12 protein-coding genes and 1 pseudogene are annotated in these 12,887 nt (G+C 45.3%); 2 read left to right on the top strand and 11 right to left on the bottom strand.

Annotation, left to right across the window (positions count from 1 at the left end; all coding sequences use genetic code 11):
* Nucleotide 1: 1 nt before the first annotated feature.
* The 6 genes from fliG to NAF29_RS04625 all read right to left on the bottom strand — a co-directional run bounded on the left by fliG (nucleotide 2) and on the right by NAF29_RS04625 (nucleotide 7,296).
* Nucleotides 2-1,039 (bottom strand): flagellar motor switch protein FliG, encoded by a 1,038-nt coding sequence (fliG, locus tag NAF29_RS04650; RefSeq protein WP_251260335.1) that lies wholly within the window; start codon nucleotides 1,037-1,039, stop codon nucleotides 2-4.
* Nucleotides 1,040-1,054: 15 nt separating this feature from the next.
* Complete coding sequence (gene fliF, locus NAF29_RS04645) at nucleotides 1,055-2,779, bottom strand: flagellar basal-body MS-ring/collar protein FliF (protein WP_251260334.1); 1,725 nt, start codon at nucleotides 2,777-2,779, stop codon at nucleotides 1,055-1,057.
* A 15-nt stretch (nucleotides 2,780-2,794) separates the two neighbouring features.
* On the bottom strand, nucleotides 2,795-3,124 hold the full coding sequence (fliE, locus tag NAF29_RS04640) for a flagellar hook-basal body complex protein FliE (RefSeq protein ID WP_251260333.1): 330 nt from the start codon (nucleotides 3,122-3,124) through the stop codon (nucleotides 2,795-2,797).
* A gap of 125 nt (nucleotides 3,125-3,249) precedes the next feature.
* Nucleotides 3,250-4,626 (bottom strand): sigma-54-dependent transcriptional regulator, encoded by a 1,377-nt coding sequence (locus NAF29_RS04635; protein WP_251260332.1) that lies wholly within the window; start codon nucleotides 4,624-4,626, stop codon nucleotides 3,250-3,252.
* A 3-nt stretch (nucleotides 4,627-4,629) separates the two neighbouring features.
* A complete protein-coding gene (locus tag NAF29_RS04630; RefSeq protein WP_251260331.1) occupies nucleotides 4,630-5,700 on the bottom strand; it encodes a sensor histidine kinase in 1,071 nt (356 codons plus the stop codon).
* A 144-nt stretch (nucleotides 5,701-5,844) separates the two neighbouring features.
* Nucleotides 5,845-7,296 (bottom strand): sigma-54 dependent transcriptional regulator, encoded by a 1,452-nt coding sequence (locus NAF29_RS04625; protein ID WP_251260330.1) that lies wholly within the window; start codon nucleotides 7,294-7,296, stop codon nucleotides 5,845-5,847.
* A gap of 370 nt (nucleotides 7,297-7,666) precedes the next feature.
* On the opposite strand from NAF29_RS04625, the gene fliS reads away from it, so the two are divergent.
* A complete protein-coding gene (gene fliS, locus NAF29_RS04620) occupies nucleotides 7,667-8,083 on the top strand; it encodes a flagellar export chaperone FliS (protein ID WP_251260329.1) in 417 nt (138 codons plus the stop codon).
* Complete coding sequence (locus tag NAF29_RS04615; RefSeq protein WP_251260328.1) at nucleotides 8,049-8,426, top strand: hypothetical protein; 378 nt, start codon at nucleotides 8,049-8,051, stop codon at nucleotides 8,424-8,426. The genes fliS and NAF29_RS04615 overlap by 35 nt, the downstream gene beginning before the upstream one ends.
* A gap of 72 nt (nucleotides 8,427-8,498) precedes the next feature.
* On the opposite strand, the gene fliD is transcribed toward NAF29_RS04615, so the two are convergent.
* The 5 genes and pseudogenes from fliD to NAF29_RS04595 all read right to left on the bottom strand — a co-directional run bounded on the left by fliD (nucleotide 8,499) and on the right by NAF29_RS04595 (nucleotide 12,879).
* Nucleotides 8,499-9,914, bottom strand: a complete 1,416-nt coding sequence (fliD, locus tag NAF29_RS04610; RefSeq protein ID WP_251260327.1) for a flagellar filament capping protein FliD — start codon at nucleotides 9,912-9,914, stop codon at nucleotides 8,499-8,501.
* Between the two features lie 10 nt (nucleotides 9,915-9,924).
* Entirely contained in the window at nucleotides 9,925-10,323 is a 399-nt protein-coding gene (locus NAF29_RS04605; RefSeq protein ID WP_251260326.1) for a flagellar protein FlaG, read from the bottom strand.
* A gap of 125 nt (nucleotides 10,324-10,448) precedes the next feature.
* A complete protein-coding gene (locus tag NAF29_RS18475) occupies nucleotides 10,449-11,069 on the bottom strand; it encodes a flagellin (RefSeq protein ID WP_432763228.1) in 621 nt (206 codons plus the stop codon).
* 183 nt (nucleotides 11,070-11,252) lie between these two features.
* A pseudogene (locus tag NAF29_RS18470) lies at nucleotides 11,253-11,999 on the bottom strand (flagellin N-terminal helical domain-containing protein); the annotation flags it as partial.
* Nucleotides 12,000-12,138: 139 nt separating this feature from the next.
* The gene (locus NAF29_RS04595; RefSeq protein WP_251260324.1) at nucleotides 12,139-12,879 is read right to left on the bottom strand and encodes a TylF/MycF/NovP-related O-methyltransferase; all 741 of its coding nucleotides are present in this window, start codon (nucleotides 12,877-12,879) and stop codon (nucleotides 12,139-12,141) included.
* Nucleotides 12,880-12,887 lie beyond the last annotated feature (8 nt).

Here is a 12,887-nt window from a genome sequence, read left to right as displayed (position 1 = left end):
CCTATACAAAGTCATCGCCACCACCGGCACTGAGCATGATCTCTCCTGAATCTGCTAGGCGGCGAGCAACGGACAGAATCTCTTTCTGTGCAGCTTCAACATCACTGACACGAATAGGTCCCATAGCTTCTAAGTCATCTGCAAGCAGTTCTGCTGCACGCTTCGACATGTTGGCAAAGAATTTTTCTTTAAGCTGATCATCAGCCCCTTTCAATGCTTTTTGCAATACGTCTTGTTGTACTTCACGCAACAGTGCTTGTACCCCTCGATCATCAACATCAATGAGGTTTTCAAAGACAAACATCAAGTCTTGGATTTGCTGCGCCATTTCTTCATCGCTTTCGCGCATCATGTCCATGAGCTGCCCCTCAATAGTAGTATCAAGGTAATTCATAATGTTGGCCGCTGCTTTCAAGCCGCCCATTTTGGCCGCTTGAGCACCGGATTGGCCAGCAAATTGTTTTTCCATAATCTCATTCAATTCTTGCAGTGCTGCGGGTTGCACTTCTTCGAGATTGGCAATACGCATCATTAAGTCTAAACGCACTTTATCTGGGAACTGCGACATGATTTCTGCCGACTGCTCTGGTTCGAGATATGACATCACAATGGTTTGAATTTGCGGGTGCTCGTTTTGAATGATGCTTGCTACTTGGCGCGCATCCATCCACTTCAACGAGTCCATACCTTTTGAACCGCCGCCCAAAATAATTTGATCGATTAAGTTTCCAGCTTTGTCTTCGCCCAATGCTTTGGTCAATGCATTGCGAATAAAGTCTGCACTGTCGACACCGATGGAAGAGTACTTTTGAATGTCGGCTAGGAACAGTTTGTGAACAGCGGTAATACGTTCTTGCGTAAAATCGCTCATGCCCGCCATTGCCATACCTACTTTTTGAACCTGTTTGGGTTCAAGCTGGCGCAAAATGCCCGCGGCGTCTTCTTCAGTCAAACTTAAAAGTAGGATTGCCGCTTTGTCAAAACCAGACACATCTTTTAGTTCTGGATCTGTCTCTTCGGTCGCTGCAATTGTAGCCATGATTTATCCCCCGCCTTAATTAGAGCTGTCGTCGAGCCAGCCTTTCACAACTTGCACCGCTAGCTCAGGTTCGTTCGCCACAAGGGCTCGAACAGCTTTGAGCACATCTTCATCACGGTGTAAATCGGGTAATTCAAGTCTACCACTAGTGAGCGTGCTAATCAGTTCGTCGTTATCAGATTCTAATAAGGCTTCTTGCGCTGCAAGCATGGTGTCGTCGAGTTGTCCGGCTACAGGGCCGTCCATCAGCATTGCATCTTCTTGTCCATCTGTATCAGATCCCGTGAGGCGTTTAAGCATTGGACGCATCACCCCCAAAATAAGCGCAACACAAATGAATGACAATAGGAGCCATTTGGACAAGTACTTAAACCACTCCGTTTCATAGAAGGGTAATTCTGGCGTCATTTCAAAATCAGTGCGTACAAATGGTACAGAGACGACTTCTAGCGTATCACCGCGTTGGAGAGAAAACCCTAATCCGCCTTGAAGTAAACGCTTAATACTTGCCAAGTCAGCATCAGAGCGAGACTCTAATGTTGGATTTCCTTCTGCATCAAAACCGCGCGTATGATCAATTGCAACAGACACACTCAAACGTCTAATCACACCCACTTGTTGACGCGTGTGACTGACTGTTGTGTCTAGCTCATAGTTTCGTGTGGCTTCTTTGTGATGACTTGTGGGTGTTGCACGCTCAGCAGCCCCTTCCCCCACTGCATTTTCTGGAATATCGGCATTCAATGGAGGTTGATTCGTTAGCGCACCAGGAATGCCGACCGCGAGATCTCCCGAATTCATATTTTCAACCGTCATTTCCGAGCGTACGGCGGGTAAGTCTGGGTTAAATACACGCTGAGTTTGTTCCACAGATGTGAAGTCCATGTCCACGTCAACTTGCGCGGTATAGCTATCAACACCTACGGTAGGAATCATGATGGTGTCGATTTTTTCCATGTATTCTTGTTCACGCTTACGTTCTAATTCGTACTCGCGACGCTGCGCCATGCTCAGAGGATCTTGTGAACCAGAGTTAAGTAAGCGTCCGTTTTGGTCTGTTACAGTCACGCGTCCAGGCGCCATTGCATGCACTGCTGAAGCCACAATATCGACGATCGAATCGACTTCTTCTTGGGTGAGGCTCCGACCACGAGATAACGATACAACAACTGTCGCACTGGGTTGTTTTACTTTTCGAGCAAACACATTTTCTTTTGGAATTGCCAACAGGACACGCGCTCTTTTAACAGGATTGAGTGACTCAATGGCTTTTGCCAATTGTTGCTCTCGGCTGAATTTGAGACGTTCGCCTTCCAAACGCTGTGACACACCAAATCCCATATCTTGCATGAGAATGTTGTCGCCTGTTTCACCTTCTGACATCAAACCCGCGCGAGTCATCATCAATCGAATGTTTTGATAATCACTGCTTTCAACCATTACCACACTGCCGTCGACATTGTAGTTAATTTTATTTTGGTCCAAGAAGTTTAAGGTTTCGATGAGCTCTTCGGTGTCCATTTTACCCAGCGGCCTCATTTCAGGCTCATAGGCCCACATCAAAATGAAAATGACCAAGGCAAGAGAAATAGCCAGGGATAAAACAATCACGACCTGACGAATCAAATCGATATTGTTCAAGCTGTCGAAGAAACTCGACTTTTGATCATCCACCTCAGCTAACTCAGTTGAAGAGTCTGACAAGGTAAGATCTGTTGATGGGGTTGCTGCTTCAGCCACGGACTATCCTCCCGATTAAACCGGCATGCTCATGATTTCTTTATACGCTTCCATCAGTTTGTTGCGCACCTGAACGGTGGCATCAAATGCAACGGATGATTTTTGTGAAGCAACCATGACATCGCCTAATGACACAGAGCGGTCGCCCATTTCAAAAGCAGTTGCTTTCTCTTTGGCGTCACCTTGCAAACCATTCACGTTATCGATTGCATTCTTGAGCAAGTTGCCGAAATCAACGGCGTTGGAATTATTGGCCTCAATTGGAGCGTGCGTCATTACTTTGCTACCGGCTTCAACCTGCATGCCTTGCATTTGTTGGAGTAGTTCGCTTCCCATGACTTTCATGATGTATTTCCTCACGCTGCCAAAATATTGGCGGAATAAACAATGTTCTCTAGATAATTGCAAAGAGTTTGCCAAAAACGAAAAAAGCAGCCCGAAAGCTGCCTTAAAAACATAAACGCTTGATTTTAATATGGTATTTCTATTCCATTATCTCGCATCTTAGCAATTTTATATCGTAACGTTCGGGCGCTAATCCCTAATTTATTTGCAACTTCTGATCGTTTCCCGTCACATTCGGCCAAAGTTTTAAGAATAATGTGGTGTTCTTGAGATCTCAGCTCACTGCCTAAGTCATCGGCAGCAATGGCAGCATCGGCCAATGCATTTGCCTGTTGAGCGGGCATACTCGGTACCACTGAAGCCACGTTGGCTGTAGGACTCATGTGCATTTCAATCATCAAATCTTCTGCATCTATTCTGTCGTGATGCAAAATCAACGCACGTTGAATCACGTTGTCCAGTTCGCGCACATTACCAGGCCAGTGATAACTGCCAAGCTTGGCAATGGCTGCATCTGTAATCGAGGGCACCGCACAACCTGAGTGCTGACAATGTTTTTGAATCAAGTGACGAGCCAACGGTACAATATCTGCCGAACGCTCACATAAAGGCAGCCAAGTCAGTGGAAAAACATTCAGACGGTAATACAGATCTTCTCTGAATTTTCCTTCTCTTACAGCTTGCATTAAATCTCGGTTACTGGTGGCCAACACTCGCACATCGAGCGATATGGTCTTACGTCCACCTAAACGTTCAACTTCTCTTTCTTGCAGCACGCGAAGTAACTTCGCCTGAAGCGACAAATCCATCTCAGTCACTTCATCGAGCAATATAGTACCGCCCTGAGCTTGCTCAAATTTGCCTGGACACGCTTGTATTGCGCCAGTAAACGCGCCTTTTTCATAACCAAATAGTGTCGCTTCCAACATGTTTTCTGGAATCGCGGCACAGTTAATCGCAACAAACTCTTGTGTGCTTCGCGATGAGCAATCGTGGATATAGCGGGCCAATACCTCTTTGCCGGTTCCCGAAGGGCCCAGCACCATTACGCTTGCGTCTGATTTTGCAACTTTGGCTGCTAACTGTAACAAAGCCTTAGAGTTGGCATCGGCCACAATTGGCGTGGTGGATTCGACGCGAGTAACGGGCGCGTATCGTCCTACTTGATTTAGCAATACTTCAGGTGAGAATGGCTTGGATAAATAATCCGTGGCTCCGTCCTGGATTGCTTTAACGGCATCTTGCACATTGGCATATGCTGTCATTAACAAAACGGGAAGCTGTGGGTATGAACTTCGAACAGAGCGCAGCAGGCCAAGCCCGTCCATACCGTCCATTTGCACGTCCGATACCACAATATCGAATACAGGTTCCTTCAACGCTAATAGCGCCTCTTCACCACTGGTCGCCTCAGAGCATTGATACCCTGCAATCTCGAGCGTATCGACCAATGCTTCTCTTAAACCTGCATCATCTTCTACTACAAGTACATGTGCTGTCATAAGTTATTCTCCTACGACCTCAGACGCTAAAGGAGCTTGTAGCCCTTCAACCAATGGTAAACAAATGCAAACCTGCGTACCTATGTTCATTTGAGAACGAATTTTTAATTCACCTTGATGGGCCTGAACCACAGCTTTCACTACGGCTAAACCAAGCCCTGTGCCTTGGCTTCGAGTGGTGTAAAACGGCTCTTGAATTCGTTCAATCATATGCGGAGCAATGCCACTACCATTATCTGACACGCACAAATGGAGCGACTCACCTTCTGGATGTGCTTTGACTTGAATACGACTTGCATTGGCTTGAAGTGCATTATGCACAAGGTTACTGATAGCACTCGACAGCGCGCTGGCATTGCCCGCAAGAATTTGGTCGGGCTCAGGCAGCAATACTTCTAGCGTTGCTTTGTGCTGTTCCACCATGACTTCAACAGCTTGTTCAATGGAAGTGAGTAATTGCTGACTCGACACTTGCCCTGTAGATAACCCTTCGCCAGAGCGCGCAAATAACAACATATCACTGACCTGACATTCTAAATCTTTCAAGCGATCGAGTAGTTTTTTTTGGAATTTTTCTCGCGCTACTGGGTTGAGCGATTCATTCCCCAAGTTGGCAGCGTATAACATAGCCGCAGATAACGGAGTTCGAACCTGATGGGCTAATGATGCAACCATCTTACCGAGTGACGATAAACGCTGTAAGTGAGCTACCCGCGCTTGAAGTTGGCGAGTTTCGGTTAAGTCAGTCAAAACTATAATTTGACCGCTACCACACTTTAAAGGGCGCGTGACAAATTTAATCAGTCGGCCATCTTTTAGAGAGATTTCATAGCCATCATCATCTTGAGGGCTGAAAGCTCTTGAGATGATAGTTCGCCAGCGTTCACCTTCAAGCGGCTCACCCAGCATTTCGATCGCGGCCAAATTGGCTTCGACTATCATTCCTGCAGCATCCAATACAATCATCGCCGATGGCAAGCCATCCAATATGTCAGCCAAGTATGCCGAACGTTGCTGCCATTGAGCAGCATCGTCCTTCACCGTCGCGTGGGCCGATAATTTCCTCGGTTTCATATCGATGTTGCCAGACTGCATGCAGGCCTCTGTCAGAAAATTGAATCTAACAGTACAATGCAGTCGCCATGCCAACTTATTATTTGATGTTTTTCATAAGGTTAGATAAGAAATGTAGGTGTCATGATTTCGACACCTGTTCAATCAGGCACTATCTTTAGACAAAGAATACTTTCTCATTTTCTCTACGAGAGTCGTACGACGCATGCCTAACAAATCAGCGGCTCGAGAAACAACCCAATCGGTGGTTTCCAACGCTTGATTGATCATGTCAATTTCTAGTTCGGTCATCATCTCTTTGAGATTTAAACCTTCAGGTGGAAGCTGAGTCGACATGGAACTTTCAGGTGGCTCGTATACATCATTTTGGAACACGTCATTGAGCATGTCTTGTTCCAATAGCGACTCGTCATACTCGTGATCGTACTCTGGCGCATCCACATGGCGGTATTTAGATGGTAAATCATTCACATCGATCAGGCCATTTGGAAACAGAATCACAAGGCGTTCAACCAAGTTTGCTAGTTCACGCACATTGCCCGGCCAAGTGTGTTCCATGAGGGAATCAAGTGCTCGTTCAGTCAGCCGAATTGTAACTTTGTGGTCAGACGCTAAACGTTCGATAAGTTCTTGCATTAACAATGGCACATCTTCACGTCGCTCACTCAATGAAGGCATTTCAATTGGAAATACATTAAGACGATAAAATAAATCTTCGCGAAAATCGCCTTTATCGATCATGCCTTCAAGATTGCGATGAGTTGCTGCTACAATGCGGACATCTGCATCAATGGATGTTGAACCGCCGACACGCTCAAAACAACGTTCTTGGAGCACACGCAGAAGTTTAACTTGCATGTTAAGCGGCATATCACCGATTTCATCTAGAAATAATGTGCCACCTTGAGCCATTTCGAAACGACCTTTGCGGGCCGAGATCGCTCCCGTAAATGCCCCTTTCTCATGACCAAAAAGTTCACTTTCTAGCAGATCTGGCGGAATCGCTCCGCAATTGACTGGAACAAATGGTCCTGAACGGCGTGCAGACATGTAGTGAATGTTTCGGGCAACCACTTCTTTACCTGTGCCTGAATCACCTAACACCAGTACATTGGCTTCCGTCACGGCCACTTGCTCGATTAACTGGCGCACTTGCTGAATGCCACCACTTCGACCAATTAAGCTTCGGAATAGTATTTCTTGATGCTGGCTCGTAGGTTTTGTCTTGGAAGGGGCTTTCAAATGATAATCTTGGCAGCGATGTAACATCTGAGTCATTTGGCTATGACTAAATGGTTCTAGCACGCTACCAATTACATTTGGCAGATCTGCCACGCAATCACCTAATTCACCAATCAGTAAAAAGGGCTGAGCCTTATACTGACCAGCAAGTTGGCTCACCAATTCAAATGGGGAGCCAATATCAACTTGTCCCACAACCACTGCCCGCCAAGCGACTTGCTCGGTTAGCACTTCTCCAATGTTGGCCGAACTCACCAACTTACATGGTTCGCCAATAAACTGCAGCAACAGCTCGACCTGCTGTTTTCGTTTCATGTGGTCATCTATGACCAAAACCTCAGAATTACCTTGCATTCGTGTCGACTACCTTGCTGCCATGCGTTTGTTGCGATTGAATTTTTGTATTCTTCAAATATACATCAGATTTACAAAAAACGATTCAGTTTATTCTAACCAAACAATGCAGCATGACAACCGCACAAAGGTGTTGGAATGAATCTATTGTTCAGAATTCCTTTGAAATTTCGACCTAGGTCAGTTTGTTTAACAAAATATTTAACTATGATCCGTGGATAATCGACTCACGCTCCGACTTACAAGTAGGTACAATCTTTGCAGCACTATTGCCAGATGACAGTTTTTCGGCAGTGCTGGAAACACTAATAGATAATTGGGGCACTGAATCAATAGCACCTCAATTCAGATAAAGAGAAGTGACTTTAAAATGGCCCGACACTCGATTCAGCAGTATCGTAAAAATACGGTAGCGTCCTTGAAAGAGGCATCTCCTCATGCTCAAGTAACCGCTATTTTTCAACATATTCTCGGTAACCTTGTCGCCGCTTCAAACGCAATTGAGCGTAAAGATATCAAACAAAAAGGCGAATCCATCAGTAAAGCAATTCGCCTTTTGGACGTTTTGAAAGTGAGTTTAGACTTGGACAAAGGCGGCACTATTGCCAGCAACCTTGATGTGCTTTATGACTACTGTACGCAAAAATTAATTATTGCCAATATCCAGTCTGAACAAGCCCCCATCGATGAAATCGCAGGCATTGTTCGAGAATTAAAGGAAGGTTGGGACGGCATCCCAGATGAATATAAAAATGGACAAGTGCCAGGAACCCCAAGTGCTGAATGACGCCACAAAACAACTAAACGAGCTTAAGGTCGAGCTTCAAAAGGCACTTGAAGAGCTCAGCTCACATCGAGACGCAAGCGAATTGCAAGTTGCCCTTGATATCATTGGGCAACATACGCAAACTCTTCAGTCTGTGGCCCAAACTTTGGCTTCCCATGCCCAATCTCAAACCGGTGAACAGCAACAACAAGCGATTGTTCTGCTCACTGAGGTGCAGTCACTCCTTGTGGAAACGATTGAGCTCGCAGGCATCGAAAAAGAAAAGGCGAAGCAAGGTGTGCTGTCGCTTCGTCAAACTTCTGCGGGCGCAGCGGTTTATCAAAGCATCAAAAAAACTCGGTAGTCTTGTGAAAACATGGCGAGCACAAAAAAGCTGCCTTTTCCAGGCAGCCTTTTGTCTCAATGTAAAGCCTGATTATGAATCTTGGCTTACTACTCCAGGCAAATTACTCAACTGACTTGTCACAAAACTCAATGTATTTTGTAAGCTTGCAACTGTTATATCCATAGCATTAAAGCGAGAGTAGAGCTGCTCTTCTTGAGTGGCAAGCCGCTCATTGAAGGTTTCAGTTTCAATATCAAGACGTTCTACTTGCCCGGTGAGTGTATTGATCCGCGTACTGACAATACCATCAGCCCCAGAATAAACACTAATCTTCTCTTCAAAACTCACCGCTAAACCAGGCTCACTTTCAGTGCCAACAAAGAATGACTGAAGGTCTTCTTTATTGTTTTTCACCGCGTCAGACAAAACGTCGCTATCCAAGTCAAGATAACCTTCCTCATTAGTGGTAATCCCCAACTGAGAAAGTGAGGTAAACACTCCGCTCCCAAATGCCGATGACGCGAGTTCCCTAAACTGTCTATCCATCATACGGACAGTTGAGTCACCGTTCAGAGGCGCCGTTATTTCTGCATCAAGATTCACGTACTGCAAGCTTTTAGATGTTTCTGTATAGCCGTTGTATGCATCAATGAATGCTTTCACTGCATTTTCAACTTGGCTGTTATCTTCACTAATAGTGATGGTTGTTGTGTCACCATCGTCGTTCGCAGATTTTAAATCTAAGGTCACACCCTGAATCGCATTCTCGATAGTATTGGAGGAGTTCGTCACCGTTAACGAGCCATCAATAATAACGATTGCATCTTGCGCTGCTTGAGTTTCCGACATTTGGCTGTTAGCCACATCAGTAGAATCAAATTGTAATTGACCTAAGCCTGTACCGTCAGTTATTTCAGTGCCGCCCGCATCAAAAGCAGTGATATTAATTTGATTATCAGTACCCGTTTCAGTGGAGTTTAATACCAAGTGTGACCCCGTATCATCAGTCACAATTGAAGCGCTGATACCGGGATTTGAATCTGCATCATTAATGGCATTTTTGATATCTTCAATCGTAGCATCTGCTGCAATATCGATGGTAAAGGAAGATGAACCTAACGACAGCTCCAAGCTTCCCTCACCCACAGCATCTTCAGCAACAAAGCCTGTTGATGTCAGCTTCTGTGCCTCAGCAAGTTGCTTTACTTCAAGTTCAAATGAACCAATATCAGCGGTGTCGTCAATCTTTGCCGAAAAATTGCTCGCACTACTCATAGACATGCTCATGCCTGAGTAAAGATCAGGATCAGCTAGTTTAGTCAAAGACGTCTTCAAACTGTCGACGGCGCTTTGTAAAGTGCCATATCCAGTAATTTGATTAGTATATGTCGATTGTTTTTCTGCTGTTCGCTCTTCAAACGGCACACGAGAAGCGTCAATATACGCTCCAACAATCGCATTGATATCAATACCAGAACCGATGCCTGGGGTAGAAATAGTTGACATAGTGACTCACTTACACTTCAGTGTTTACAAGCAGTCCGGTTGCTTCTGATAACCTTGCGGCAAGAAGTAGCACTTCTTCGGAAGGAATTTGCCGCACCAACTCTCCGGTATCCCGGTTTGTTACCTTGATTACATCTTTACCTGACTCATCGTCCACCTGAAACGCTATTCCTCGATTAAGTGTGGACACAAAATCTTGCAATTGTTGTACCACTACTTCGAGTTGCTCAGGCGTAAGATTTTCAGCATTTTGTCCTGCTTCTTGAATTTTCTCACTGGCCGCAACAGCTTTTTGCTCTGCAATTTCAGAAGCAGTCAGATCGTGCTGAGCTGTCCCCGTCGTGCTATTGGATTGTGCACCAGTTAGGGCAGCCACAACTTCTGTTGCTACATTTGCTTCAATTGCCATACACCACCTCCAAAAACAGTTCTTGTATAATTATCGTCCGTAATTCAAAAAACTTTAATAGTTTAAACGCAAAAAGGAGCTCACAACCGTGAGCTCCTTCTGAAGTTGACTTAAGTCCTTGAATATTAACCCAAGAGACTTAATGCTGCCTGAGGTAACTGCTGTGCTTGAGCCAAGATAGATGTACTTGCTTGCTGCAAGATCTGGTTCTTAGTCAATTCAGTTGTCTCTTTGGCAAAATCAGTGTCACGAATACGGCTACGTGATGCAGATGCGTTCTCAACAATGTTATCTAAATTAGAAATCGTTGAGTTCAGACGGTTTTGAACCGCACCAAGCTCCGCACGAGAACTATCAATGAAGGTCAGGGCGCCATCGATAACAGACAATGCATCTTGTGCACCTTTCGCTGTTGATACATCAATATCTGCAACATCATTCAACGCCGAGACATTAGTTGCAGCAGCGGCGCCAAACAACTCTTCAGGGCCAGTACCAGCTGCAGCGTTTGAACCAATCAATGTTGTTGCATCGCTACTTTCTAAGGTATATGCAGAAGAGCCGTCAATTTTAACAACACCTGCCGCGTTGACCGCACCATATGCGCTCAAGGTTGCTGCACCTACACCTTTAGTAACACCATCGTACTCATAGCTTTCCAAATCGAATGTTGTATCGCCCAGGTTGGCAATGCCAATATCGTCGCCAGATTCACTGATTAAATCAATGTTGCCCGAGTCGTTCACACGTGCAATTACACCTGTATCGCCCGACGTTTTATTAATTTCGTTCGCAAGTGACTCGAGGTTGCCATCATCACCCACAATAGCAATCACCGTATTGGCATCGCCTGGGTCATTCGCGCCATTCAAGTTAATTGCAATGGTATCGCCCGCAGTGAAGCCACTCAGCTCAACCGCTGTGCGTGCATCAGCAGTCACACCTGAACGACCAGCACCGTCATTAATCGCTTTAGCGATATCTGCTGCAGAAGCGTCTGCAGACATTGTAATCTCTGCTTGCTCTCCTGATGAGGTGATCGTCAGAGTACCACCAGCAACGCCGTTACCGGGTACTGTACCACCAGCGGTGGTGTTACCTGATGCACTTGCAACAGCACCTAAACCTTCACTTGCTTGGCTTGCAACGAGCTGTTGTTGGTACGAACCAATATCTGTTGCACGGAACGCAGCCAGTGTCACATCGATTGTTTCGTTCGCCTGAGCACCGACCTGGAATGTTTCAGTACCAAACGTGCCGTCAAGTAGTTTACGATCACCAAACGATGTTGTTTCAGAAATACGTGTCAATTCTTTCTGAAGTTGTGCAACTTCTTCTTGAATCGCTGTACGGTCTGAAGAACTGTTTGAACCGTTTGCTGACTGAATTGATAGGTCTCGCATACGCTGAAGGATGGTCGTTGATTCTTGCAACGCACCTTCTGCAGTTTGCGAAATAGATACGCCGTCGTTTGCGTTACGGACTGCAACGTTCAAACCGTTAATCTGAGAAGTCAGACGGTTAGAAATTTGCAAGCCGGCCGCATCGTCACGTGCGCTGTTAATGCGAAGTCCAGAAGACAAACGCGTTAATGATGTTTCTACGCCAGCAGATGCGCTACTCAGGTTACGAGTTGAGTTAATCGCTGATACGTTAGTTTGTACTGTTAAAGCCATGATTCGCTTCCTCTATACCTGCGGACCTGAGTCTCGCTAGATGTGTTTCTTAGTCTCACTAAAGTTAACGACTCTTCGTAGAAAACCTTTAGAAAAAAAATAAAAAAATTAAAAGCGTTTGAATAACAGCAATTTAAACCTATCTTTTTATAACTACACCTTGCCCTGTAGGAAGTTCCAACACAAAATACCCTTTTGCATTTAGCCAGCCATCTTCCACTACTGTTTGCGCTTTATAAGCTGTCCACCCATAATCATCTAAAACAATCACTCCGCCAGATACGACGCGTTCAAAAAGATGTTCTAGTGCACCTAGTTCGGCTTCAGCATGGTTCATGTCGATGTGAAGCAGAGCTACTTTTTCAGGCATACCTTGTTCAAATGAACTGGGGACATACCCCTTAATAACGTTCACGTTGTTATATGCTTCGAATCGTTTTTTAACAAACTCAAAAGGGTCAGAAATCGAAGCATTATGACTTCCCATAATAGTCTCTGGGTTAAATACGTCATATAGCCAATATTGACGATTCATGTCAGAAAAGCCGACAAGATCAGCAACGACTTTTGCTGTATACCCCCGATAGCATCCACACTCTACGAAATCCCCTTCAAGTTGAGCCGCATGGCGAGCAGCCCAAGCTAAGGTGTGCGTGCGCCAAAGAAATGATAACTCGAGATCCTCTGGGTTGTTATCCTGAATCACTTTGACGAATTCGGGGTCCGTCATAAACCCCATATTTCGACCAAATGTCATCATATTATCGCTGGCATATATATTCTTATTGTGCCCTACGGATTCCAACACCATCCGCATGCCTTCTGAGAATTTCGCCGCGTCAGATACGCCATAAAACTGGTTGGTAATTACATCATTCACAATCTAAT

The organism is Echinimonas agarilytica (assembly GCF_023703465.1).
GTDB classification, from domain to species: domain Bacteria; phylum Pseudomonadota; class Gammaproteobacteria; order Enterobacterales; family Neiellaceae; genus Echinimonas; species Echinimonas agarilytica.
Note: the sequence above shows the minus strand (reverse complement) of the source record. Positions and strands in the feature narration are given on the sequence as shown.